The organism is Sinobaca sp. H24 (assembly GCF_023845525.1).
Map to the genome: position 1 here is coordinate 34,385 of NZ_JALBWT010000034.1, position 25,556 is coordinate 59,940.

The following is a 25,556-nucleotide window of genomic DNA, read 5'->3' on the forward strand; positions in this document are numbered from 1 at the left end:
CGTTCTCTCCCCTCACATTAAAGCGCTTACATATATATGGAAAACAAAAGCCGGATACTGCTGCCGGCCGTTTAAATAATGCGGTTGTCTTTTAACTGCTTCAGCTGTTCTTCTTTTATTTCCAGAATGGAACCGTACACTTCTTCATTATCAGCACCCATCGTACTGGCACCGGGCTTTTTGATCTGCCCCGGAGTACGGCTCAGCTTCGGAACAACACCCGGCATTGGAAAGCTGCCAAGCTCGGGATGCTCCACCGGAACGATCATTTCTCTTGCCTTGTAATGCGGATCTTCTACAATATCTTCGGCTGAGAATATTTTTGCCGGAGGGCACGCCTTTTTCTTCAAGAACCGCCAGCGCTTCTTCTGCGGGCAGCGATTTGGTCCACTCTTCGATACGAAGATCCAGTGCTTTCATATTTCTGCCGCGCCCTTCATGCGTATGATAATCAGGATGATCGGCCAGCTCCGGCTCCCCCATTGCGTCACAGAGACGCCGGAAAACTCCGTCCGCGTTTGCACCGATAACAATATATGTGTCATCTTTCGTAAAATAGATATTGGATGGAGCCACGCCCGGCAGGATATTTCCCATCCGCTCCCGCACATAGTCGGCCAGCAGATAATCCGGTATAATGCTCTCCATCACCGAAAAAACCGATTCATAGATGGCCGTATCGATCACCTGACCTTTTCCGGATGTATGCCGTTCGTGTACTGCTGTCAGACAGCCGATCGTCGCAAAAAGCGCCGCCAGCGTATCCCCGATCGATATTCCAATACGTGAAGGCGGACGGTCTTCAAAACCGGTTACATGGCGGAGTCCGCCCATTGCTTCGCCGACACTCCCAAATCCAGCCCGTTTTTTATAAGGACCGGTCTGCCCAAATCCCGACGTTCTCATCATAATTAAGCCGGGATTTTCCGCTGACAGCTCTTCATATGAGGCCCCCCACTTTTCCATCGTACCGGGTCGGAAATTTTCGATAACAATATCCGATTCTGCTGCCAGCTGACGAAACAGCTTCTGCCCTTCTTCTTCTCTCATATTTAACGTAATCGATTTTTTGTTCCGCGACTGAATCGGCCACCACAGCCCTGTCCCCTCTTTGCTTTTTCCCCAGCTTCGCATCGGATCTGCTTTGTCCGGCGGCTCAATCTTAATTACTTCTGCGCCAAAATCAGCAAGCAGCCTGCCTGCGAAAGGTCCCGCAAGAAGCGTCCCCATTTCCAGCACACGGATTCCTTCCAGAGGAAGCGCTGCTTCTTCGCTGCCCTGTATTTCTGATTTTGTTTTTTCTTCTGTCCGCTCCATCATAAGCACCTTCTTTCTATTCTTGTAAGCCTTTACAAAAATGATAAAGTAAAAGCCGCTTTCTTTCTTATAAATTAGCACTTTGTATACAAAGTATCAAGTTAAATTGTCAAACTATTTAAAATTAATTCGTTTATCCTATATTGACAACCTTATATTTACTGGTATAAATAAAGAACCCACTCTTTTTATAACTCTGTATACAATAGGCTCCTGTTTGGTTTTATCCTCCCATTTGTATACAATGGGAATAGAGGTGCTGTCCATGAACGTTTACGAAAAGATCAAGCAGGCTGTCGTGACCGGTATCTATAAGCCGGGACACAGACTAACAGAGGAAAGCTTAACAAAGGACTGGGAAGTAAGCCGGACGCCGATCCGGGAAGCGTTAAAGCAGCTCGAATTTGATGGGCTGATTACTCCTTTAAAGCGCGGATTCAGCGTAAGAGTGTTTTCCAAAGAGGATGTCCGCCAGGTATATGACCTGCGGGCGATGCTGGAAAGCTATGCGGCCGGTCAGGCATCCATTCACCGGACGAACGAACATCTGGAGAAAATGAAACAGGCGAATGATTCTTATGAAAAAGCTCTGGAAAAACAGGGTCAGGAGCATGTTGCACGCATTGACGCTATTGTGAAAGCCAATCATGTGTTTCACGATGCTGTGTTTGAGGCAAGCCGTAATGATCATGTCCGGGAGCTGATTTCCAAAGTAGTTGTGCTTCCTCTGATCTTCCGTTCGTTCTACTGGTTTGATGAAAAAAACCTTTTTTACTCTCTGCAGAATCATCACACGATCCTGCGTGCTGTAGAAGCCGGCGATGTCGAACGGGCTAAGGCAGCAATGACCGAGCATATTTTCCGAGGCAGAGACTACGTGCTTCACTACTATGAAGGAGGCGAACAAGATGATTGAATTATGTGAGGTAGGACCCCGGGATGGCATTCAAAATGAAAAAGTACTGCTTACAACGGGCAGAAGGTGGAAATGATTGAACGCGCTATCGGCGCCGGTGTAAGAAAAGTAGAGGCTGTTTCATTTGTGAATCCTAAAGTGGTGCCCCAGATGGCCGATGCCGAAACGGTAGTCGACCAGCTGGAAAAACGCGAAGGAACGGAAATAGCAGGCCTGGTACTCAGTTCATCCGGTATCGACCGGGCACTGGACACGTCTATTGACCGTCTGCATGCAACGCTTGCCGTCAGCGATACATTTAACAAAAAAAATGCCCGGCGCACGACAAAAGAGGGCACAACCGAGCTCACCCGCGCTCTTCAGCCGCTTCAGGGAGAACGGCCTTTCACTGCCGTACTGGCTACTTCATTTGGATGTCCCTATGAAGGAGAAGTGACGGAAAAGCAGGTTATTCAGGCGGCCGAATCGTTTGTAAAAGCCGGTGCGGACAGCGTTGTTCTCGCTGATACGACCGGGATGGCTAATCCGGCTTCGGTTAAAGAACGCATCGCTTCCGTACAAAAAGCACTCGGACAGGATATTCCGCTCGGTCTGCATTTTCATAATACCCGCGGTCTCGGTCTTGCCAACGTTCTCGCTGGATACGAAGCCGGAATTACCAGATTTGATGCTTCGGTCGGCGGACTAGGCGGCTGTCCGTTCGCGCCTAAAGCAGTCGGAAATGTTTCCTCGGAGGACATGGTTCATATGTTCGAAGAAATGGGAATCAACACAGGAGTGGATCTGGATAAAATGATTGCCCTCGCCCGTCAGATGGAATACTGGATGGGCAAAACACTCGACGGCATGGTAATGAAGGCCGGCAAAACGAGTGAATTGGCCCAAGCATAGAAAAGCAAAAAAGAACAACTTCTCCCTGGAGAGGTTGTTCTTTAGATTAAGGTATGTAGACAGGAGCAGGCAGCCGCTCCGGTGATTATATTGTATTTCGGACTTCAGCTCAAAAAACGAAGCAAAAGGTGAAAAACGATCGAACGCAGATGCTCCCGCTCATTTAAAAGAGCATGACTGCCCTGTTCTATAAAGATCTTTTCCGCCTCCGGGAACAATCGATGATAGGCCTGCATGTTAAACATCCAGTCGATGGTTTCATCTTTATTACCCTGCAGGATCTGTATATTTTTACTCTCAAGCGGAGTAAGACTCCGCATGTACCGCTCCCATCGAACTAACGCTTTTGCCCACGTAATAGAGACCGCCGCTCCCTGCAGCGGATCCTGCGCCAGCTCTTCCATAAAGCCTGGAAATCCTATGTGCATTCTAAACCGCCGGGGATGTGTCTGCTTGAAGGGGCTCACAACAAGAGCACCGGCCCGGCTCGGCCACCAGGCGCTGGAACGCAGAAGCGGTGCAGCCAGAGCCACTCTCTGCAGCTTCTGCCCTCCATTCAGCATATATTCAGCCAGCAGCCCGCCTCCCGTGCTGTGCCCCAGCGCGTAAAGGGGACCTTCTTCCATATCAATAACCCGATGCAATGCCTCCTGATAAACAGAAAAGGTCTCCACCTCATGTCGCCTTCCTCCAGAAAGCCCGTGACCCGGCAGATCAAAAAGAAGAACACGAAATCCATGCTCCAGCAGACAAAAAAGAAACAGCCGATTCGTTGCACTGTGGTCAAAGTAACCATGGATCATCAACACCGTCTTTTCATAAGAATCCGGTGCAAAGCTCTGCACAAACAGGGAAGAAACCGTTTTCGTCTGCGGCAGCTCCTGCCACTGGTGCGTCCAGCGCCCGTCATTAAGCGCATAGGTTTTCAAATAATTCTGTACCTGCCGGTCTGTGAGCATCTTCCCGCCCCCCTTTTTCTTTTCATTATATCAAACCGCGGGCTGATTTTTTCCGCAAAAAAACCAGCTCATAGGGCTGGCAGAAAGGGGTTATTCTGTTTTTGACTCGATCGAATGCTGTATAAATCCTGGAATAAAAGACCCACAGCAGTATGAACACTTTTCATAGCCTTTCGTGTTCACAAGCATATCTACTTCTTTTTGATTGTTCACGTGCTCTTTATCCGCATCTTCGATCTGCGACAATCCGCAGTAATCTCCTGCAAATCGACCGTTATGGATCATTTTGTTCTTATGGTCGATCATGTAGTTCATCCTGTATGTGCCTCCTCCTTTATGTTCTGAAAAAGCGGTGAAATCCGGCTCCATCAAGATGTGCCAGGTTATCTTCTATACTAAAACGCAAAAAAGCCAGAAAACGGGTGGGTTTACTCGTTTTCCGGCTCATAAATCAGCGCTTTAGTCTATTTATTGCTGCCAGTTATTTAGTTTAAAAAAGATGTACCGCTCATGTATATTTACTATCGTAACGTAAATACGCATTTAAATCAACCGCTCTTTTAGAAACGGGCAGAAGGTTTCATTAAGAGGCCTGTCCGGTTTTTTTCATACTGGCCAGCTCAATACATACACAGAGCACTTCAATCGCTTTGCGGAGCTCTGCTTCGGAAGGAAACGTCGGTGCGATGCGGATATTTTGATCCTTCGATCGTTATTATAAGGGAACGTCCCCCCGCTCCGGTCAGCGTGACTCCCAGGTCAGAAGCCATACTTACGACTTCCTTTGCGCAGCCTTCCGGCGTGTCCAGGCTGATGAAATAACCGCCGTCCGGACGGTCCCATGAAGCAATTCCTTTGCCGCTCAACTGCTGATCGAGAATTTCGATAACCGCGCGGAACTTCGGCTCAATGATCGCTGCATGCTTTTTCATATGCGCTTTCAGGCCGTCCATATTTTTGAAAAATTCCACGTGCCGCTTTTGATTGAGTTTATCCGGACCGATTGTTTGAAAGGAAATATTCTTCCGGAATCTGTCCAGGTTTTCTTCACTTGCGGCAAGCATGGCTACACCCGATCCAGGAAACGTCACTTTGGACGTAGAGCTGAACATCAGCACCCGGTTCGGGCTGCCCTGCTTTTTACACTCATCGAGCAGATTTTTAATTTCTTTCGGCTCATCAGTTAAATGATGAATCGCATACGCATTGTCCCAGAAAATCCGGAAATCCGCGGCTTTTGTTTCCATAGAAGCCAGGCGGTCTACTACTTCATCTGAATAAACAATACCGGTCGGATTGCTGTACTTCGGCACGCACCAGATTCCTTTTACCGCTTCATCTTCACGAACGAGCTTTTCGACCTGATCCATGTCCGGTCCGTCTTCTTTCATATCAACGATTACCATTTCTATATTGAACAGTTCACAAATGGCAAAATGCCGGTCATACCCTGGACTTGGACAGAGAAATTTTACCTTTTCCTGCTTTGCCCACGGGCCGTTTCCATCCGGTACGCCATGCATCATTGCCTGGGCGATCGAGTCATGCATCATCGCAAGACTGGAGTTGCCGCCGATAACTATTTCATCTGTATCCACTTCCAGAATCTGTGAGAAAAGTTCTTTTGCTTCCGGAAGGCCATCAATGCCTCCGTAGTTGCGAAGATCCGTTCCGTCGGTGCTTTTCAAACTGTCGCCGGACGTTAGAATGTCCATTATGCCATTCGAGAGATCAAGCTGCTCCGGGCAGGGCTTTCCCCGGGCCATATTCAAGTTTAAGTTTTGGCTTTTGTACTGTTCATAGCTTTTTTGAAGCGATTCGAGGCGCTCCTCATTTGTCTGCATACTCATGCGATATCGTCTCCTCTGCTTGTTTTCACTATTTTATTATATACCTATCGAGGTCTGTATGTGAATGCCGTTCTCTTTTTTCTACAAAAAGAAAAAGCCTTCTTTATCTACAGGAGATAGAAGACTTTCTATTTATTAGTGCCGGGGATGCTTGTCGCGGTGCTCTTTTAAAATCTGATGCGTTTGGTTCATATCTTTAATCAGACGATATGGTTTACTGACCACACGGAACGGAAAGCCTTTGATAAAATGATTTAAATCAGCTTTGTATTCCTCTGTTACCCGGTGAGGCTTGGAAGACACACGCTCGTAAATTTCTTCGTAGAATTCCTTCATCATGTCCCGGTTAATTTGAATATTACGGTCGCAGACTTCACATGTTATCGTCGAAATTTCATTATTCACGTATTCGATTCTGTGCGGTACTTCTTCCTTGCAGCTTTCACAAAATAGATCACCAATCATAATATTCTTTTTCATGACGATCCCCTCTTTAATTTATACTACTGGAACTTCTTTTATTATATCATTTTCTTCTATAGAAACCGTGCCAAATGTATTCTGCAGTTCGCGAAGTTTCCAGATTGTGGTGTCTTTTTCATGGACAATATCGCTCATACGGATAATTTCACCCTTTTTGACTGCTTTTCTCATTTTGATGTGACGGTCTACGAGACCGATCGGAAGGGCTTCCATCGCGTCGGACTCCTCTGCTGTCAGTATCGTGCCGTACACGGTAAATCCTCCGATGGAGTCCAGGTAATCTCCTTCTGCCAGATTTTTTTTCGCTACGGTTGCCGTCTCTGCGATCCGTCCTTTGTAAGGCGCGATGGTGGGTACATGATCGAGGTAGGCTTTTGCAATCGAAAGCGGCGTTTCCAGACTCGTCAGGTGATATGGCCGGTACAGCACATAGTTCGGGCCGTCTCCCATTTTTAAATAGGTGAGTTCTGCGTTTACTTCCTCCTGCTCGGAGCGGATGATCGCAAACACGCCTGGTGCAATACCATTAATATATTCTACTACTTTTTCTTTCGATACTTTTCCGCCGTTTTCTTTTGTTTGGAAAAACGCCGGCAGGTCCTTCACTTCCCCTTGAAACCCATGCATTCCCGGTTTATCTGGAAGAAATCCGGTCGCATTGGCTACTGCATTCATTTCTACCATCGTTTTCGTGCCGTCCTGGAACGAGGCCAGCATTTTCGGACTGGACTTTTTCTCCGCTGCTTCTTTGGCAGCTGTATCCGGATTGGCTTCCACGTTCAATGGGTTATTTTTTCCTTTTCCGAGGGCAACGGTTTCAAAGCCAAGCGCTTCTGAAAAATCGAACAGCTCCATAATCGCACCCGGCTCATCTCCTGCCGACCCGGTATAAACGACTCCGGCCGCGTCTGCCATCTGCTTTAAGATCGGCCCCACCGTAATATCTGCTTCTACGTTCAGCATAACGATGTGTTTTTTATTTGTGATCGACTTCCAGGCAATCTCAGCCCCTACATTCGGGACGCCGGTTGCATCAACGACAACGTCCACATCTGCCAGGCCGCTTACAAGCGAAGCATCTGCTGTCGCCACGACGAGCCCGGAGCGGATTGCTTCTGCTGCCTCGCTCTTGTCATCTGTTACGACCAGATTTGTTTTTTTAATGCCGGCATTTTCGTAGGCATTCACGACATTTTCAACAGCAATATCAGCCGTGATCACTACTTTCATGCCTTTCATTTTTTCAATCTGGGCGATCATTCCCCGTCCCATCTGTCCGGCTCCTACCAGTCCCACGCGTATGGATTTCCCCTGTTGTTCCAATGCAATCAGCTTTCTATTTGTTCCGAGCATTGCGGTCCACTCCTTATGTTTTCTTTATTTTTTTCGAAATGAAATGATCATTCCAGGCTCAATGGCGGGAATTTCTTTATCTTCCAGGCAGATCGTGCCCGGCTGGTCGGCAGTGGCCGAACCATTGAAATGAAACGTCGCATGTCCGAGATCGGTCATCGTTTCATTGGCTTTGTCTCCTACAAATAAAAGAGTGAATGGGGTGTCGCCGATCATCATCACGTCACCTTCCTCAATTGGCGCTGCAAGGCTGCCGCCTTCATGTACGATAGCAATATCCTTCAGATCCTGCGGCACCGTATTATTGAAAAGGATGACCATTTTCTCTTCCCACATCAGATCTGCTTCTTCTCCTACATATTCTACTTTTGCTTTAAAATAATCAGACATTATAACCGTCTCCTTCATTTAAATTCCTCCCCTGTTTTCGATTAATACATTCCAATACTGAAGAAATAAGCAATAACGACAGCGATTGGTCCCGTAATCAGGCGGGAGAACAACACAGCCGGCACGCCGACTTCAATGGTTTCCGTTTCTGCTTCTCCGAGCGTTAAGCCAACAGGCACAAAGTCTGTTCCTACCTGCGGATTAATAGCAAACAGGGCAGGCAGCGCCATCTCCGGCGGAATATTGCCGCGTCCGATTTCGACACCGATCAGCACACCAACGACCTGGGCAATAACTGCTCCCGGCGCAAGCATCGGCGAAATCAACGGAATCGAGCAGAGCAGCGACAAAATCAACATACCTGTAAGACTGCTTGCCAGAGGCGTGACAAAGTTTGCGATCAGGTCACCGATTCCCGTGAAGGTGATAATTCCAATCAACGTACTGACGAAGGCCATGAAAGGAAGAATATTCTTTATAACGGTGTCTATCGTGTCGCGGCCGGCCTGATAAAAAATGCTGATTACATTTCCCATCGCGCCGCCGAGCTTTTGAATCATGGAATTGATTTTATTTTTTTTGCGGGGATGCTGTACAGCTGCTTTCTGCTTGGCTTCCTCTTTTACTTTTTTGGCCACATCTTTATTCAGCAGGGATTCCTTTTGTTCTATTTTTTCATTGTCTGCCTCAATGGCTTCTTCTTCCGAACCATCCAGATCAGTAATATTTTTGACCCCGACCCCTGAGACAAAATTCTCTTCGTTAATAAACTTCATCAGCGGGCCGGAAGGTGAGTTTCCGTATGTGTTAACCGTTTTGACTCCCATTCTCGGATACACACCGCTTCGTGCCGTACCGCCGCAGTCAATAACCGCGCAGGCAATTTCTTCTTTCGGGACGGAAGTAGCAAAGCTGTCAATTGGTGTTGCACCGGTTCTGTCCGCAATTTCCTGGGCAACGGGGTGAATACCGCCTCCGGTAACGGAAATCACGTATTTCTTTTCATCCGAGGGATGAATAATCAGGCCTTTTCCCCAGCCCGTAGGCCCTTTGGATACTTTAACTGCTTTATATTCTGCCATGTCGTTTCCCCCCTCTTATGAAGAGGCGGCTTGTGCTTCTGCCGCTTCCCGCTCTTTGTTTTTAAACATTCTGTTTGAAATAATTTCTGTAACAATACCGCGAAGCAGCATTACAATAATTCCAACGATGAAAAAACGAATCGCGAGCGGTCCAAGCGATAATCCGAGCTGCGTGATTCCTGCAGCAATGCCTGTATAAACAAACAGTTCAGCTGGATTGGCGTGAGGGAAGAGACCTGTAATCGGATGTACAAAAGAAACGGAAGCGTCGTAGAAGGCCGGCTTCTGACGCTCCGGAAGAAAACGTCCGAATGTGTAGCACATCGGGTTTGTTAAAAAGAATACAGCCATCAGCGGAAAGATCGTATAGCGCAGGATGATGTTTTTCGTACATTTCTGTGCGAAAGCGAACACCCTCTCTTCCCCAATAAATTTGATCAGTGCGTTAACAGCGGTAATAAGGCAGATTAGAAGCGGTATAATACCTGTAACAAGCCCAACGAATGTGTCCCCTCCGGCCTGAAACATGCCGATAAAGCCCTCTGCTACTGCAATTAAGAAATCCATACTCTCTCCTCCTTGTCTTTACTAGCTTTTTCCTTAATAATCAGCTCGAGCGCATTCTGTACGGCAAAACGCTCTTTTTCTTTTCCACCCTGGTAGAAACGGCACTCTTCCAACGACAGCCCTTTCCACTCCGGTTTTTCCTTGAACTTGGCAAAAATGGTAAGCCCCCTCATAACGTGGGCTTCTTTGATAAAACCTTCTGTATCGCTTATTAAAATAGCTACCGCTCCAAAGCCGAAGCGCTTTTTATAATAGCCGGTGCCAAGAAATCCTGTTTTTTTGCTGCTGAGCATATTTACTTTTGCTTTGTACTGTTTCACCTGCCATTGCGTCATTAGAAACTGCAGCGTCCACATTGCGGCAAAAATGAAAATAAAAGTTCCCCACATATCCTCACCCCATTTACATTTGTAACAGATAGTTACGTTTGTAAATATAATAAAGCGCTTTCATTTTTAAGTCAAGTCTTTTTGGAAAATTAAAAAAATTATATCTGTGCCGAGAGTATCGGCAGCGTATTATTCCTCTGCAAGAGCCTGGGCCATACTGTCATCAATGACCAGTACGTCAATATAACCGCCGGTTAAAGCTGCGTGCACACTGTTTATTTTATGAGCCCCTTCTACAATAGCCAGTACTTCGGGTATCTTTTTTATTTCGTCTATATTCAGTCCGATGACCCGCTCATTTATCGGATGATCAATTTTATGTCCGAGTGAATCGAAAAAGCTGGAATTAATATCACCGACTGCCTGTGATTTTTTCAATGAAGCAATATCATTTTCGTGAATATACCCCATCTTTTCCATCGTTGACTGTACGACCGGGTTTCCAATACCCACTACTGCTATATCAACATTTCTTCCTTCTTCAAGCACTTCTGCTATATCTTTTGAAGCCGTGAGACGGTTCTTTAAGTCATCAGACTCCACCATAGCGGGAGCGTATAAATAAGAACAGCTCGTATTCAGCTTCTGTGCAAAATGAAAGCTCAGCTGATTGGAGTGCAGGTGCACGAAGTTATTTCCCATTCCTCCGATAAGCGGAACGACGTGCGCCTGCTCCCTGCGCTCGTATGGATATTCCGTGATCAATGCGTGCACCGAGGCCCCCCAGGAGATACCGATCTTTTTGTTTCCTGTTAAACGTTTTGATAAGTAGGAAGCTCCGGCTTTCCCGAGCTGCCGCAGCACCATTTCAGGGGTATACCCTGCTCCTGCTACGACAATAACTTCTTTAAGTTCATATTTTTTTTCAAGCTTCTGCTCAAGCTCTACTGTCTGCACGGTTTTATCTTTAATATAAATCTCCACAATTCCTTCTTCTTTCGCCCGGTTCAACAGCTTTGATATAACAGGCCTGGATACGCCGTTTTTCTTGGCAATCTGAGCCTGTGTCCATCCTTCTGCATAGTAGAGCTTTGCTGCTTTCACAATCATTCTGCGCTCTTCCCAATTCAGCATCTTTCTCTTCCTTTTTTATTAGACATAGCAAACTTTTTCCCAGTATATCATTAGACTGCGCTTCTGGGTTACATATGTTCCAACAAAAAACAAAAATAAACTTTATTGTTTATTTAAAAGAGAAACCGCTGTCTCATGCAGACTCTCTGAAAGCGTAGGGTGAGGATGAACCATGGCTTTCCACTCTTCAAGCGTTCCTTCCAGCTGCATAAACGCTTCCGGCTCAGCTATCATTTCTGTCACATGTGGCCCTACCAGTACCGCTCCCAGAATCTCTCCGTATTTTTCATCAGAAAACAGCTTCATAAATCCTTTTGTATTACCAGCCGTCAGCGATTTCCCATTAATACGCAGCGGCGTTTTGCTCGTTTTATAGGCGCGTCCCTCTTTTTGCAGCTCCGCTTCGCTGAAGCCAATGGAAGCGACTTCCGGATACGTATAAATGCATCTTGGAATCAGCTGCATATTAATATTCGGGGTTTCCCCGGAAGCGTGCTCGGCTGCAATGGTCCCTTCTGCGCTGGCAGCATGGGCCAGCTGCCACCCTCCCGCCAAATCTCCGATCGCATAGATTTCCGGCCGGCTCGTCTGCATCATGCTATTCGTTTGAATGTAGGGACCATCTTGTTTCAAATCCAGTTCGGCCAGCGCCTCCAAATTGGCGCGCCTCCCCGTTGAAATCAGCAGAACATCTGCCTCCAGAACGGAACGACTGCCACCTTGATTGATCACTGTGCTCGTACCGTCTTTAATTTCTTCTACTGCGGCGTTTGTGACAATAGTTACATTCTGATCGAGAAGTGTTTTTGTTAATTCATCACCGGCATCGCTGTCTTCAAGCGGAATAATCCGGTCCGCCATCTCTACGAGCGTGACCTTCACACCAAATGCAGCATAAATGCTCGCAAATTCCACCCCAATATAACCCGCCCCGATAATCGTCAGCCGCTCCGGCATCCGGTCCATCTCAAAGATGGTGTCACTCGTATGATAAGAAGCCTGATCGATGCCTTTAATCGGAGGGACTGCAGGAGTGGATCCCATCGCTGCAATGATTTTCTTTCCTTGAACAACGGTCTCTTTGCCGGCATCATCGACGCTGACAGTCAGATCCGGATGAATCGTCCCGCGTCCACGCAGAACATCAATTTTTCCAGCTTTCATAAGGGATGCCACTCCCTGACGCAGCGTTTTAATAACGTTATTTTTCCGATCCACCATGGAGTTGTAGGAAAAATGAACATCCCCTGTTTCAATACCAAATTGTCCGGCATGAAGCACCTCTCTGTATGCTTCTGCATGACGAAGGTACGTCTTTGAAGGAATACAACCTCTGTTCAGGCATGTACCGCCAAGGTCTGCTGCTTCTATCAGCGCTGTTTTCTGTCCCAGGGCAGCGGCCCGTGAGGCTGCCGTATACCCTCCCGGACCTCCTCCAACAATCACAATATCGTATGTCTGCATCTGTTTCTGCCTCCTATATTAAAAGCTCATACGGGGATTCCAGCTTTTCTTTTAACTCTGTCAGAAACGCAGCTGCAGGCGCCCCGTCCACAATACGATGATCAAATGAAAGACTGAGGGAAAGGATAGGACGGACTTCTACCGCGCCATTGAATGCCACTGCTTTATCCTGCATTCTCCCGACGCCGAGAATAGCCGCCTGAGGCTGGTTAATGATGGGATTAAAATAATCTACCGCATACATCCCTAAGTTGCTGATCGTAAGGTCCCCTGCTTCATATCATCCGGCTTCGTCCGGCCTTCTCTTGCTTTTATGGCAAGCTCCTTGCTTTCCTGGACGATGACAGACAGACTTTTCTTTTCTACATCACGAAGGACTGGAACCATCAGCCCAAAATCAGCCGCAACCGCTATACCGATGTGAGCTTCCTGATGCCTTGAAATACTATTGTTTTCAAACGTGCTGTTTATCTGCGGATGAGAAATCAGCACTTCGCCCAGCGCTTTGACGAGAATATCGTTATAGGACAGACGTTTCCCGGTTTTCTTTTCAATGACCGGAAGCAGCTCTGTTCTCATTTTCTTCAGGACAGATGCATCTATTTCTGTATTCAATGTAACGTGTGGAATTTCGCTGCTGCTCTGCTGCATTCTGTCTCCAATAAAGCGACGCGTGCCTTCGTATAGGGTAGATTCTGCTTTAGCTGCCGGTGCTGTTTCTTCAGACGGACGTTCTACATCTTTCCGGTAGATTTTCCCGTTCGGCCCGCTTCCCTCTATGCCTGTAAGGTCGACTCCTGTGTCCGCAGCGACTTTCTCTGCAAGCGGCGTAATACGCTCTGCCTGCTGTTTGGAGACATCTACGTCTTTTTTATGAATTCGTCCGTTTGGTCCGCTTCCCTGGAAGGTGTGAAGCGCCGCTCCCGCCTCTTCCGCTTTTTTTCGTGCAGCCGGCGTAGCCCGTACCTTCCCATTGGAGGACGAATCCGCTTCTGCTGAAGACGTTTTTCAACGGCGGATTCTGTTTCTTTTTCTAGTTCTGATACGGGTTCCTCTGGCGTTCCCCCTGGATGTTCGGGTACTTCTTCTCCCTTTTCTCCAATATAACCAACGATACCGTTCACCGGGACTTCTTCATCCACTCCATAATATCTTTTGAGCAGAATACCCTCTTCATAGGCTTCTACTTCTATATTTATCTTGTCGGTCATAATCTCAAATACCGGATCTCCGACCTCGATCGGGTCGCCTTCTTCTTTAAACCACTGCAGCAGCGTACCTGTTTCCATCGTGCTGCTTAGTTTTGGCATAAAAATCTCTTTCGCCATCGTATTCCCTCCTTTATGCTCCGCGCATCGTTTCTTCCACCGCTTTCACAATATCCTCCACCTGAGGAATCATGGCTTTTTCCAATACGGGATTATAGGGAACAGGAATCGGCAGAGCCCCGAGACGACGGATAGGAGCATCCAGGTAATCGAACGCTTCGCTTTCTGCAATCACCCCTGCAATTTCGCCGCCAAATCCTCCCCGTTTTACTGCCTCATGAACGATAATGACTCTTCCGGTTTTCGACACCGACTTTATGATTGTTTCTTCATCGAGCGGCACGAGCGTTCTTGGATCCACTACTTCTACGCTGATTCCTTTTTCTTCAAGCTTTTCAGCGGCTTCTAACGCTTTGTGCACCATAATAGCCGTAGCAATAATCGTGACATCGGTTCCTTCTTTTTTGATGTCCGCTTTTCCAAGTGGTATCGTGTACTCCTCTTCCGGAACGTCTGATTTTGATTTATACAGCACTTTATGTTCATAGAAAATAACCGGGTTCGGATCTTCCATCGCTGCTTTCAAAAGCCCTTTAGCGTCATAGGCGGTGGACGGCTGCACTACTTTTAACCCCGGAATGTGCGCTACCCATGCCTCAAGACTCTGGGAGTGCTGCGCCGCAGCCCCTGTTCCCGAGCCGGAGGGCGTCCGGACGACCATTGGCACGTGGCCTTTGCCGCCATACATATAACGAACTTTCGCCGCCTGATTCACGAGCTGATCCATAGCAATGGTAATGAAATCGGAAAACTGCAGCTCCAGCACAGGCTTCATGCCGGTTAATGCTGCTCCAACCGCAGCTCCGGTAATTGCTGCCTCTGAAATCGGCGTGTTGCGGATTCGTTCCGGCCCAAATTCTTCAATCATTCCACGTGTCACGCCGAAAGCTCCACCGTATACACCGATGTCCTCTCCAAGCACAAATACGTCACTGTCTTCGCGCATACGCTGACTTAATCCTTCGCGCACTGCTTCCGCGTACGTTATCTCTCTCATGCTGCACCCTCCTTATAGTTAAGCGTAGACATCCTCAAGAATCGTATCCATAGATGGCTCTTCGCTGTTTTCTGCAAATTCAACTGCCCGATTAATCTCCTCCAATGCGGACTGTCTGATCGTTTCAGCTTCTTCTTTCGTCAGTCTGCCTTCTTCGAGCAGCCATTCCTCAAAGCGTTTGATCGGATCTTTGTTGGTGCGCCAGTCCTTCTCCTCTTCACGCGTTCTATATTTTTTTGCATCACTCTTGGAATGTCCTTTCCAACGGTAGGTTTTCGCTTCAATCAGAACCGGACCGCTTCCCGATCTTGCCTGCGTAACCGCTTCCTCCATTACACTGGCCATTTCGAGCAGATTGTTACCGTCTACTACTTTACCGGGAATACCGTAAGAAGCACCGCGGTCGGCAATATCTTCTATATTCACCATATCTTTTACCGGTCCGGACATACCGTACTGATTATTTTCGCAGACAAACACAACCGGAAGTTTCCAAATGGAAGCGAGGTTTAATGACTCGTGAAAGCTTCCTTCATTGGTCGCTCCGTCTCCGAAGAAACACACAGCTACCTTGCCCTGTTTTTTCATCTGCGACGTCAATGCGGCGCCAACTGCCAACGGAATACCGCCGCCGACAATACCGTTTGCCCCGAGATTTCCTTTCTCTACATCAGCAATGTGCATCGATCCGCCTTTACCTTTGCAGTAGCCGGTGACCCTGCCGAACAGTTCGGCCATCATCCGATCCGGCTCGGCTCCTTTCGCAATACAATGGCCGTGGCCGCGGTGCGTACTCGTAATCATATCGTCTTCCTGCAAAGGAGCGCAGGCTCCTACCGCTGACGCCTCCTGTCCGACACACAAGTGGGTAGTTCCGTGGATCATGCCTTTTGCAAAAAATTCATCTACCTTTTCGTCAAAAAAACGAATTAAATGCATCTGTCTGAGCCAGTCTTTTACTACCTCTTCCGATTGCTGAGCTGCCCAATCCGTCATATAAAACCCTCTCCTTTTTTTACATTTGTTCGATATTGTAACGTTTGTAAACATCGTAAGGAGATTTTCTCTTTTTGTCAATAAAAACTTCTCTTATTTATTAAAAGAGCTATTTTAAAAATAAATGTAGTTGACGATAAAATGAAAGCGCTATATTATTAGCGTAAACTCTGTTTCATATGAAATATAATAGAACAAATGTAAAAGGAGGCCATTATGACATCATCTGACTTTTCGGCCCTGAAGAGACATTCCCTATTGGAAAAGATGGCAGAAACGCCATTGAACATTTTGATAATCGGAGGGGGCATTACCGGAAGCGGGATTGCGCTCGATGCGGCTTCCCGGGGCATGCGTACCGGCCTTATCGAGAAAAAAGATTTCGCATCCGGGACGAGCAGCAAATCAGGCAAGCTCATTCACGGTGGATTAAAATATCTGCAGCAGCTGGACTTTGCTGTTATCCGGGAAACCGGACGGGAACGAGACGTGGTGTACCGAAACGCCAGGCATCTCGTCCGTCCGATCCGGATGCTGTTTCCATTAATGAAAAATGAATCCTTTACGCTGCCTACTTTAAAACTCGGCCTCACCGTCTACGATCAGCTGGCGGGCGTGTCTGAGGATGAACGTCATGAAGTGTTATCCCGGCGGAAGACATTAAAAAAAGAACCCCTTCTTAACCCGGGGACAACAAAAGGAAGCGGCCGCTATGTCGAATACCGTACAGATGACAGCCGTCTGACGCTGGAAGTCATCAAAACCGCCGCAGAGTATGGAGCTCTCGCTGCAAACTACGTTACGATGGAAGAACTTATTAAGGACGGAACAGGAAAAGCAGTCGGGGTAAAGGCTGTAGATGTGGAAACTGGTCGTTCTTATTCGATTTATGCCGATTTCATCGTAAACGCTGCCGGTCCCTGGGTCGATAAAGTGAGAATCAAAGATGCTCCAGTTACCGGAAAGCATATGGTGCTGGCTAAAGGTATTCATATCGTCTTCCCCCATGAGCGTCTTCCCGTGCAGGAATCAATTTATTTTCAGCACAAAGGTCGGATGATTGCTGTGATTCCAAGAGAAGGCTGCACCTACGTCGGCTCTACCGAATCTTTATATGAAAAGGATATGGAGCATATTCTCGTGGAACGAGAGGAGGTGGATTACCTTCTTTCATGTCTTCATGCCGCTTTTCCTTCGCTCTCTTTATCTGCAGACGATATTATTTCAAGCTGGGCAGGCGTCCGCCCTCTTATTGGGGAAAAAGGCAGGCCGCCGGCGGAGCTCTCCCGTCATGACGATATTTTTTATTCCGACTCCGGCCTCGTTACGATTGCGGGCGGGAAACTGACCGGCTACCGGAAGATGGCAGAACGGGTCCTTTCTTTCATCTGCGAAAAAGGAAATCTGCTGACATCCGCTTCCCGCACTGACGCGATCCCATTAACCGGCGGATCCTTTGGCAGTGATTTTCATTTTGAATCGTGTCTTCAGGAGCTGAAGGCCTCCCCCGACGCCGCAGATCTTCCCTCCCCGGCAGTTGAGGAGTACTTCTACCGCTACGGCCGTCACGCAGATCAAGTTATTCAGATGATCCAGGAAGCAGGCGGGCATCGGATCAAGGGGGAAGCTGCTTATACGATTGAAAACGAATCAGCCTGCACCCTCATGGATTTCTTTGAGCGCCGTACGAGTCTGGTGCTGTTTGCCCCCGATAAGGCATCCTCCTCGCTGGAAGATGCCGCTGAGGTATTTGCCAGCCGCCTTCATTGGGATCAGGAAAGAACTTCTTCAGAAATCGAGACGGTCCGCCGCTTTCTGCAGGAATCACTTCAGTTTCAAAAGGAGGACAGCCAGTTATGACGATGAACGCGGTTTACTTAACAGACAAAGAAACACTGCTTTTTAAACAGGTACCTATCCCTGAACCCGGGCCGCACGACATCCTGCTGAAAGTCGGTGCCGTCGGAATCTGCGGATCAGACCTGCGGATTTATAAGAATGGAGATAAACGGGTCGCCTTTCCACGTATCACCGGTCACGAAATAGCCGGTGAAATTATAGAAACCGGCAGCGAAGCAGCCCTTTGGCATAAAGGAGATACCGTTACGCTTGGGGCCCATATCCCCTGCGGAACATGTCTTTACTGCCTCCAGGATTTAGGTCATCACTGCAGGCTTGGAGAATCGATTGGTTATCAAATAGATGGAGGGTTTGCAGAATATATGCTTCTGCCGAGAGCCTTCGTAGAGCGGGGGTCGATTCAGCGGACTGCACCAGGTATTTCTTTTCTCGAAGCCAGCTTGTCCGAGCCTTTTGCCTGTGTATTAAGCGGCTTGAAAAAAGTAAAAGCAGCAGCCGGCCAGACCGTTGTGGTGTACGGAGCCGGTGCGATCGGCTGTATGTTTATCGCAGCGCTGAAAAAGATGGGAGCGGAAAAAGTTATTGCCGTGCAGCGCTCTGCCCCGAGACGTCAGTTTGCACTGGAATTTGGTGCAGATCTCTGTCTGGATCCTGCTGCTGAGGATGTGGAACAAAGAATTAAGGCGGAGACCGGAGGCTATGGCTGCGATACGGTGATCGTTACGGCCCCATCCCCTGCCGTTCAGCAGGAGGCGCTCACGATCGTGAAAACACTTGGCAATGTACTGTTTTTTGCCGGTCTTCCGAAAGGAACCTCAGGTGAGCTGAATACGAACCTTATTTTGTATAAAGAACTAAATGTATGCGGGACCCATGGCGCTTCCCGGGCCTGTCACTTTGAAGCGGTGCAGTGGATCAATGAACGCCGGCTTCCTTTTTCCAAATTTGTCACTCACACCTTCCCTCTTTCTGAAACCAAAGCTGGATTTCAGGCCGCTCTTGGAAAAGACGGGCTGAAATGTGTGATTACACCTCACGAAGCGGGTTAAAAAGAAGCACTTGTTCCTTTTATTAGCATCACCAGACATACGCTTTCGGCAGGCCATGCCTCAGCTAAAGAGATAAGAACACTCTCTTTATCTTCACCGATGGCTGATCTGCCTGAGTAGACGTCTGATGTCTTTTTTTACAAAATCGATGTCCTCATAACAAAAAAACAACCTCGTCTCTTTAATATAAAGACGAGGTTGTTCGTTTATCTTCTTCATTTTATTCTTCTCTTACTACCCTCACCCCATAAGGCTCAAGCGAACATTCTCCCTGTAAGGATTCCTGATGAATTAAGTCCCATCCTTTTTTACCGCTGAGAGAAAATGTTTTTTCTTCTTTTGTGAAATTCAATAGAAACAGGTAGGAATGTTCATCCTTCACTCTTCTCTGAACAGTCACTCCGCGGGGAAGCTCGGTTTGTATATTTTTTTCTATGCCTGCTTCTTCTACTATCTGTTTTAGAAAATCAGTGTAGAAGGCCTCTTCTGTCCGGGCTGCGATATAATACGCCTTCCCTTCTCCAAACGTATTCACTGTTACGGCAGGCCGTCCCTTGTAGAAATCTTCATCATAGGAAGCCAGTGAATTGGCCGACTCCAGGTGAATCAAATCGCACAGCTCTTTGAGTTGGTAAGATTGATTGCTCATCTTTCCAGTAGTAAACGTTAATTGATTGGTCTGGCCGTCATGAAGAGAATCAATTTCTTCCGACCAAATACCAAGCACGCTACGAAGCGGACCCGGAAGGCCTCCCAGCCAGACAAGGTCGTTTTCATCCACGATTCCTGACCAATATGTGGTAACAAGGGTCCCGCCTCTTTTTACAAAGGTCTCGATTTTCTCGGCTGTACCAGGCTTTATCATATAAAGCATCGGCATAACAATCAGATCATACTGATCGAGACTCTGTTCCGAGTCGATTACATCAACAGCGACGCCCATATCCCATAAAGGCCGGTAGAATTCCTGAACCGTATCTTCATAGCCCGGTCCAATATTCCTCGGACCCTGTGCTTCATTAATCGCCCACCTGTTTTCCCAATCATAAACAAGTGCTGTCTTCGGATGACTTACAGCGCCGGTAATTTCCTGAAGTCTTTCCAAGGACTCCCCAACCTGTGTCACTTCTTTAAACACTCTGGTATTTTCATGCCCTACATGATCAACAACAGCTCCGTGGAATTTTTCACTGGACCCCTGGCTCTTTCTCCATTGAAAATACTGGACAGAATCAGACCCGTGTGCGATTGCCTGAAGAGAAGCTAGATGATGCATTCCCGGTTTTTTCAGCGTACTTAAAGGCTGCCAGTTTGTGTTGCTTGGCGTACTTTCCATAAGTAAAAAGGGCTGGCCGCCTTTAATGCTCCGCTTAATATCATGCAGAAATGCTGTTCTCGAGGCCTGTACTGCCTCTTCCTGATTATCATGCCAGGTCGGATAAGCATCCCAGGAAACAATGTCCACGACATCTTTAAACTTCCAATAATCCAATCCTTCATATTCTTCCATGAAATTCGTTGTAGCCGGAAGATCAGGCCGCTTTTCTTTTAACGGTGCTGCTTCCCACTGATAAAAATCCACAGTCTGATCCGTTGTGTAACGCTTCCAATCTAAAGTAAGGCCGTGCACAAGCGACTCACCCAGGGGAGATGGGGATTCAATCTGCTCCCAGCTCGTATATGTGTGACTCCAAAACGTAGTCCACCAGGCACTGTTCAGTGCATCCAGCGTTTCATATTTATCTTTCAGCCAGTGACGAAATGCAGACTGGCAGGTAGAGCAATGGCAGTCTCCCCCGTATTCATTAGAGATATGCCAGCCTATAACGGCAGGATGATCTCCAAATTCCGCGGCCAGCTGATCAGCCATCTGTCTCACTTTTTTTCGATATACTGGAGAAGTTAAACAATGGTTATGTCTAAGTCCATGCAGATTTTTTGTTCGATCTGCGTTCGTCCGCAGTACTTCAGGATATTTCTCTGACATCCACGCGGGTCTTGAGCCGCTCGGCGTTGCTAGAAATACGCTGATACCATTTTTATACAGACGGTCCAACACGTCCTGCATCCAGTCAAAAGTGTAGTGATCTTCTTCCGGTTCCAGCGACACCCATGAAAATATCCCCACCGACATCACATTGCATTTAGCCAGCTTCATTAATCGTACATCCTCTTCAAGTATATCTGGACGATGGAGCCACTGTTCCGGATTGTAGTCTGCTCCGTGCAGAAGGTTTGGAAAATAGGATTGTGTTTTTGTCATAATATTACCCCTTTATTATTATTTAAGCTGCAATACCTGCTTCTGAGAAAATAAGAAATACAATAAGCATGGCTATTACCGCTGCAAAGCCGACTGGATAGACCAGCTTCCACGGCGTCATATCAACTACTTTTTTATCTTCCAGCTTATATGCTGTTTCTCTAGGCTTTATCTTCCCGATAACGAGCATCAATACTGTACAAATGACAAACATTATAGCAAGAATATGGAGAAAATGAAGACCGGTGTCCCAAAATAGCTGCGTACTGGCATAAACGCTGATAAACAACACTAAAGAGATTTTGCTGCAATCGCCGGCACCCGCTTCGTTAAATAACCAATTAATATAACAGTGAATATAGGTACATTATAAAAACCATTGACCATCTGGAGATACTGAAAAAATCCCTGCGGTACAAGAGCAATTAAAGGCGCTACGCTCATAGCGAATATAGCTAACAGAGTACCTATAACCTTCCCGTCTCTAATTAGCTTGGAGTCTGGAGCATTAGGCTTAAAATATGGTTTATAAATATTCAGCACAATTAAAGTAACCGTCGAATTCAGTACAGAGTTAAATGAGGATAAGATAGCTCCAAATAGAACCGCTGCGAAAAATCCAACAAGAGGCAGAGGCAGTACCTCATTTACAAGTGCTGGATACGCTTCCATTGAAGTCATATTTGCACCAAACATATTGTAAGCAATGATACCGGCAAAATTAAAAAAATGGGACCCGCAAGCTTTAAAAATGCTGCAATTAAAAGACCTTTCTGGCCTTCTTTTAAGTTTTTTGCCGCAATGGCCCGCTGCATAATATGCTGAGACATTCCCCAGTAGTATAAATTTACTAAAATCATACCCGTAAACATTGTTCCGAATGGAACTGGATCACTTTCTCCTCCAACCGCATTTAACTTTTCAGGAGTATTGTCCATAATACTTCTAAAACCAGCGACAGGAGAGCCATCCCCTAATGTCATTAATCCAAGGAGCGGAATTAACAATCCTCCTAAGATTAAGCCGATTCCATTAATCGTATCGGATACTGCAACGGCCTTCAATCCACCGAATATGGCATATAACGAACCTATCGTTCCAACTACCCACACCGTTATCCACAATGCTGTAGTGGAACTGACCCCCAGCATTTCAGGCACATTAAACATTGTACTTAATGCAACGGCACCAGAATAAAGAATAGGCGGAAGCAGATTAAATATGAACCCAAAAAGAAAAAGTATTGTAACAAATTGTTTGGTAGCGCTGTCAAATCGTTCCTCTAAAAAGTCAGGAATCGTTGTAATACCACCTTTTAAGTATTTAGGGAGAAAGTAAAAAGCTACAATAACCAGCGCAATAGCTGAGCCGACTTCCCATCCCATAGAGGACATATTGAACTCATAGCCTTCAGCGTTTAAACCGATCAATTGTTCAGTAGATAAGTTGGTCAGCATTAACGAGCCGCCTATCACCCATGCTGTTAAGCTTCTTCCTCCTAAAAAATAACCGTCTGATGTTTCCAGGTCCTCTTTTCTTGTTTTTAAGTAAGATATTAACGCTACAAGTAAAGTGAAAAACAAAAAGGATAAAATCGTTAGTACGCCCATCTTTATTCCTTCTTTCTGATATTTACCGAATAAATATTTTAGTAAAATTTTACTTAATGATTAAGATACCACATCAAGTAACCGTTTTCAATATTTTTTCAAAAAACGCAATAAAAAAAGCCCGGACTGCTTCGTCCAGGCTTCATCTCTATTCATTTATTTATAATTCGGAAGCCAATCTCCATGCGCTTCAAATAAATCATCACAAAGCGAAACAATATCATCCAATGATAATTCTGCCGAAGTATGGGGATCAAGCATAGCCGCCTGATAGACATACTCTTTTTTTCTGGTTCTATTGGCTTCCATGGTTAACAGCTGGGTGTTAATATTTGTTCGATTTAAAGCGGCAAGCTGTTCAGGCAGCCTGCCGGCATGGGTTGGAGTGACCCCATTGCGGTCTACGAGGCAGGGAACTTCTACTACTGCATCAGAAGGAGATTACTTATAAGCCCGCCGCTGTTTAATACGTTTCCGGCAATGCGTGTTGGTTGATCCGTTTCCATTGCTTCGATGATATGAGAAGCATATTCTCTGGAGCGTTCGTGTGTTAACGACTCATCATGAATAATACTGTCCCTTCTTGCTTCCCATTCTGAAATCTGTGTTTCACAGCGTCTCGGATACTCATCCAATGGAATATTGAACCTCTCAATTAATTCCGGATAGGCTGATTTAATAAAATAAGGATGATACTCTGCATTATGTTCCGAAGACTCTGTAACATAATAGCCGAATTTATCCATCAACTCAAAGCGCACCATATCCTCATGCTTTCCTTTTTGTTTTTCTGCAGCCCGCTTTTTTATTTCAGGATAAAGATCTTCGCCGTTTCTTGATACGTCAAGAAGCCAGGCCATATGGTTAATTCCTGCAATGGTTGCTTTTACATCTTTCTGGGATATATCCAAATGATCAAACAACTCTGGAACACATACCTGCACACTGTGACACAAACCTACCGCCTGCACATTCGTCTCTTTTGCAATAATTCCCGTTAGTGCCGCCATAGGATTTGTGTAGTTCAACAGCCAGGCATCGGGCAGACTTCTTCTATGTCTACTGCAATATCAAGCATCGCCGGCGCTGTGCGGAGTGTCCTAAATAAGCCGCCTACCCCTATAGTATCCCCGATTGTCTGCTGAAGGCCGTACTTTTTCGGTACTTCAAAATCAATAACTGTAGACGGCTTATACCCGCCGACCTGAATAGCATTAATAACATAAGAAGACCCTTTTAAAGCTTCTTTCCTATTCAAATATTTATGAATATGAACGTCCGCATCCAGCTGTTTTTTCAAATGCTGCAGAAGCTGATAGGATTCATCCAGCCTTCTTTCATCAATATCGTATAGTGCAAATTCCATACCTTTAAGAGCCGGAGTAAGCATACAATCTCCCAGTATATTTTTCACAAAAACGGTGCTTCCTGCTCCGACAAAAGTTAATTTAGCCATTCTATCCACATCTCTTTCTTTATTATTTTACTGCATTCAGTACAAGTAATGTCGTTTGATAGTCTCCCTGTTTCTTCCATGTATACTCATGCTGGAGGGGAAGTCCTGCGTGCATGAGCTCCGATCCATAAAACGACTCACCGCTGTCTTCTACTCGATAAAGTGTATCTTCCAAAAGACCTTTAAGTAAAAACGAGGTATACCGGGATTTGGTTTCTCCAGAATCTGATATCTGGCAGCCACTGCCTGCTGCCCGCTTTCGTCTACAACCATCCAGCTCGTTACATTGCCATCTCCTTCGAAAGGACTTTCTAATCGATAAAAACGTCCTTCCTGCAGAACAGTCCGGTATTTTTTGTAAAAGCTCACTTGATCCTTCAGCACATTCAGATCTTTTTCTTTTGTAATATCAAGCTCGTAGCCGAAATTCCCAAAAAAGGAAACGCGGGCTCTTGTCTCCAGGCTCGCTGATCTATGCACCTGGTGATTAGGCACATCAGAGACGTGCGCTCCCATTGTTTTAATGGGGTATAAAAAAGAAGTACCATATTGTATTTTCAGACGTTCTACTGCATCGTGTTATCACTTGTCCATGTCTGCGGAGCATAATAAAGCATCCCCGGATCAAAACGACAGCCCCCGCTGGCGCAGGATTCAAATAAAACATCCGGAAAATCCGATGTGAGACGTTCATACAGATCATATACACCCAGCACATAGCGGTGGGCAATTTCCTGCTGTCTTTCCGCCGGATATCCTGCTGACATTATTTCTGTCAGCGGACGATTCATATCCCATTTTATATAGCTTATTGGAGCGTCTTTCAGCACAGAAGCTATCTGATTGTACATGTGATCGACTACTTCTTTTCTGGAAAAGTCGAGAACAAATTGATTTCTTCCGTGAGAAGCACGCCGACCTTCAGCCTGCAGCAACCAATCCGGATGCTGCTTATACAACTCACTTTCCCTGGAAATCATTTCCGGCTCAAACCAAAGGCCAAAATCCATTCCTGTGGCTGTTACTTTATCAGCCAGGCCCTTCACTCCATGAGGAAGCTTCCGCGTATCTGCAAACCAGTCCCCTAAAGACGTCGTGTCGTCATCCCGCTTTCCAAACCAGCCGTCGTCGAGAACAAACAGCTCAATGCCGCATTCTTTGGACTGTTCTGCCATTTCTACAATTTTGTCTTCTGTAAAATCAAAGTAGGTGCCTTCCCAATTGTTAATGAGCACCGGCCGCTCCTTATCACGCCACTTCCC

22 protein-coding genes and 5 pseudogenes are annotated in these 25,556 nt (G+C 46.5%); 4 read left to right on the forward strand and 23 right to left on the reverse strand.

Going from position 1 to position 25,556, the window contains the following annotated elements:
* Positions 1-71: 71 nt before the first annotated feature.
* Positions 72-1,317 (reverse strand): annotated as a pseudogene (locus tag MMY81_RS26840) (CaiB/BaiF CoA transferase family protein).
* Between the two features lie 265 nt (positions 1,318-1,582).
* Here MMY81_RS26840 and MMY81_RS26845 point away from each other — a divergent pair.
* Both MMY81_RS26845 and MMY81_RS26850 read left to right on the forward strand, forming a co-directional pair.
* The gene (locus MMY81_RS26845; protein WP_252315197.1) at positions 1,583-2,233 is read left to right on the forward strand and encodes a GntR family transcriptional regulator; all 651 of its coding nucleotides are present in this window, start codon (positions 1,583-1,585) and stop codon (positions 2,231-2,233) included.
* Between the two features lie 72 nt (positions 2,234-2,305).
* Complete coding sequence (locus MMY81_RS26850; protein ID WP_252315198.1) at positions 2,306-3,124, forward strand: hydroxymethylglutaryl-CoA lyase; 819 nt, start codon at positions 2,306-2,308, stop codon at positions 3,122-3,124.
* Between the two features lie 104 nt (positions 3,125-3,228).
* Here MMY81_RS26850 and MMY81_RS26855 read toward each other — a convergent pair whose 3' ends face one another.
* The 15 genes and pseudogenes from MMY81_RS26855 to MMY81_RS26920 all read right to left on the reverse strand — a co-directional run bounded on the left by MMY81_RS26855 (position 3,229) and on the right by MMY81_RS26920 (position 16,056).
* Positions 3,229-4,083, reverse strand: coding sequence for an alpha/beta hydrolase (locus MMY81_RS26855; RefSeq protein ID WP_252315199.1), 855 nt, complete (start codon positions 4,081-4,083; stop codon positions 3,229-3,231).
* A gap of 90 nt (positions 4,084-4,173) precedes the next feature.
* The gene (locus MMY81_RS26860; protein ID WP_252315200.1) at positions 4,174-4,398 is read right to left on the reverse strand and encodes a hypothetical protein; all 225 of its coding nucleotides are present in this window, start codon (positions 4,396-4,398) and stop codon (positions 4,174-4,176) included.
* A 268-nt stretch (positions 4,399-4,666) separates the two neighbouring features.
* Positions 4,667-5,933: pseudogene (locus MMY81_RS26865) on the reverse strand (aspartate aminotransferase type Ic).
* A gap of 135 nt (positions 5,934-6,068) precedes the next feature.
* Entirely contained in the window at positions 6,069-6,413 is a 345-nt protein-coding gene (locus MMY81_RS26870; protein ID WP_252315202.1) for a bh protein, read from the reverse strand.
* An 18-nt stretch (positions 6,414-6,431) separates the two neighbouring features.
* A complete protein-coding gene (locus MMY81_RS26875; protein WP_252315203.1) occupies positions 6,432-7,769 on the reverse strand; it encodes an NAD(P)H-dependent oxidoreductase in 1,338 nt (445 codons plus the stop codon).
* A 24-nt stretch (positions 7,770-7,793) separates the two neighbouring features.
* A complete protein-coding gene (locus tag MMY81_RS26880) occupies positions 7,794-8,159 on the reverse strand; it encodes a PTS glucitol/sorbitol transporter subunit IIA (RefSeq protein ID WP_252315204.1) in 366 nt (121 codons plus the stop codon).
* Between the two features lie 41 nt (positions 8,160-8,200).
* Complete coding sequence (gene srlE / locus MMY81_RS26885) at positions 8,201-9,241, reverse strand: PTS glucitol/sorbitol transporter subunit IIB (protein ID WP_252315205.1); 1,041 nt, start codon at positions 9,239-9,241, stop codon at positions 8,201-8,203.
* A gap of 15 nt (positions 9,242-9,256) precedes the next feature.
* Positions 9,257-9,808, reverse strand: a complete 552-nt coding sequence (gene srlA, locus MMY81_RS26890) for a PTS glucitol/sorbitol transporter subunit IIC (protein WP_252315206.1) — start codon at positions 9,806-9,808, stop codon at positions 9,257-9,259.
* On the reverse strand, positions 9,796-10,197 hold the full coding sequence (locus tag MMY81_RS26895; protein ID WP_252315207.1) for a transcriptional regulator GutM: 402 nt from the start codon (positions 10,195-10,197) through the stop codon (positions 9,796-9,798). The genes srlA and MMY81_RS26895 overlap by 13 nt, the downstream gene beginning before the upstream one ends.
* Before the next feature lie 129 nt (positions 10,198-10,326).
* Positions 10,327-11,271, reverse strand: a complete 945-nt coding sequence (locus tag MMY81_RS26900; protein WP_252315208.1) for a sugar-binding transcriptional regulator — start codon at positions 11,269-11,271, stop codon at positions 10,327-10,329.
* Between the two features lie 102 nt (positions 11,272-11,373).
* Positions 11,374-12,735: a dihydrolipoyl dehydrogenase gene (lpdA, locus tag MMY81_RS26905; protein WP_252315209.1), complete on the reverse strand. Its 1,362-nt coding sequence runs from the start codon at positions 12,733-12,735 to the stop codon at positions 11,374-11,376.
* Positions 12,736-12,748: 13 nt separating this feature from the next.
* Positions 12,749-13,653, reverse strand: a pseudogene (locus tag MMY81_RS35910) (dihydrolipoamide acetyltransferase family protein); the annotation flags it as partial.
* Positions 13,596-14,063 carry a biotin/lipoyl-containing protein gene (locus MMY81_RS34615; RefSeq protein ID WP_308215500.1) on the reverse strand — a complete coding sequence of 156 codons (468 nt, stop codon included), beginning with the start codon at positions 14,061-14,063 and terminating at the stop codon, positions 13,596-13,598. The gene MMY81_RS34615 and the pseudogene MMY81_RS35910, both read right to left, overlap by 58 nt.
* Positions 14,064-14,076: 13 nt before the next feature.
* Positions 14,077-15,060: an alpha-ketoacid dehydrogenase subunit beta gene (locus MMY81_RS26915; protein ID WP_252315210.1), complete on the reverse strand. Its 984-nt coding sequence runs from the start codon at positions 15,058-15,060 to the stop codon at positions 14,077-14,079.
* A gap of 18 nt (positions 15,061-15,078) precedes the next feature.
* Positions 15,079-16,056 (reverse strand): thiamine pyrophosphate-dependent dehydrogenase E1 component subunit alpha, encoded by a 978-nt coding sequence (locus MMY81_RS26920; RefSeq protein WP_252315211.1) that lies wholly within the window; start codon positions 16,054-16,056, stop codon positions 15,079-15,081.
* Between the two features lie 216 nt (positions 16,057-16,272).
* Between MMY81_RS26920 and MMY81_RS26925 the strand changes: the two genes are divergently transcribed.
* Positions 16,273-17,916 (forward strand): glycerol-3-phosphate dehydrogenase/oxidase, encoded by a 1,644-nt coding sequence (locus tag MMY81_RS26925; protein ID WP_252315212.1) that lies wholly within the window; start codon positions 16,273-16,275, stop codon positions 17,914-17,916.
* Positions 17,913-18,965 carry an alcohol dehydrogenase catalytic domain-containing protein gene (locus MMY81_RS26930; protein WP_252315213.1) on the forward strand — a complete coding sequence of 351 codons (1,053 nt, stop codon included), beginning with the start codon at positions 17,913-17,915 and terminating at the stop codon, positions 18,963-18,965. The genes MMY81_RS26925 and MMY81_RS26930 overlap by 4 nt, the downstream gene beginning before the upstream one ends.
* A gap of 220 nt (positions 18,966-19,185) precedes the next feature.
* Here MMY81_RS26930 and MMY81_RS26935 read toward each other — a convergent pair whose 3' ends face one another.
* The 7 genes and pseudogenes from MMY81_RS26935 to MMY81_RS26960 all read right to left on the reverse strand — a co-directional run bounded on the left by MMY81_RS26935 (position 19,186) and on the right by MMY81_RS26960 (position 25,529).
* A complete protein-coding gene (locus tag MMY81_RS26935) occupies positions 19,186-21,228 on the reverse strand; it encodes a beta-galactosidase (protein WP_252315214.1) in 2,043 nt (680 codons plus the stop codon).
* Positions 21,229-21,250: 22 nt separating this feature from the next.
* Complete coding sequence (locus MMY81_RS26940; protein ID WP_252315215.1) at positions 21,251-21,520, reverse strand: hypothetical protein; 270 nt, start codon at positions 21,518-21,520, stop codon at positions 21,251-21,253.
* Entirely contained in the window at positions 21,520-21,909 is a 390-nt protein-coding gene (locus tag MMY81_RS26945; protein WP_252315216.1) for a sodium:solute symporter family transporter, read from the reverse strand. Before MMY81_RS26945 ends, MMY81_RS26940 begins: the two co-directional genes overlap by 1 nt.
* Positions 21,906-22,838, reverse strand: coding sequence for a solute:sodium symporter family transporter (locus MMY81_RS26950; RefSeq protein WP_252315217.1), 933 nt, complete (start codon positions 22,836-22,838; stop codon positions 21,906-21,908). Before MMY81_RS26950 ends, MMY81_RS26945 begins: the two co-directional genes overlap by 4 nt.
* A 156-nt stretch (positions 22,839-22,994) precedes the next feature.
* Positions 22,995-24,294: pseudogene (gene melA / locus MMY81_RS26955) on the reverse strand (alpha-galactosidase).
* 22 nt (positions 24,295-24,316) lie between these two features.
* Positions 24,317-24,469: a GH36 C-terminal domain-containing protein gene (locus MMY81_RS34620; RefSeq protein ID WP_308215501.1), complete on the reverse strand. Its 153-nt coding sequence runs from the start codon at positions 24,467-24,469 to the stop codon at positions 24,317-24,319.
* Positions 24,445-25,529 (reverse strand): annotated as a pseudogene (locus MMY81_RS26960) (alpha-galactosidase). The gene MMY81_RS34620 and the pseudogene MMY81_RS26960 overlap by 25 nt, the downstream one beginning before the upstream one ends.
* Between the last annotated feature and the right edge of the window lie 27 nt (positions 25,530-25,556).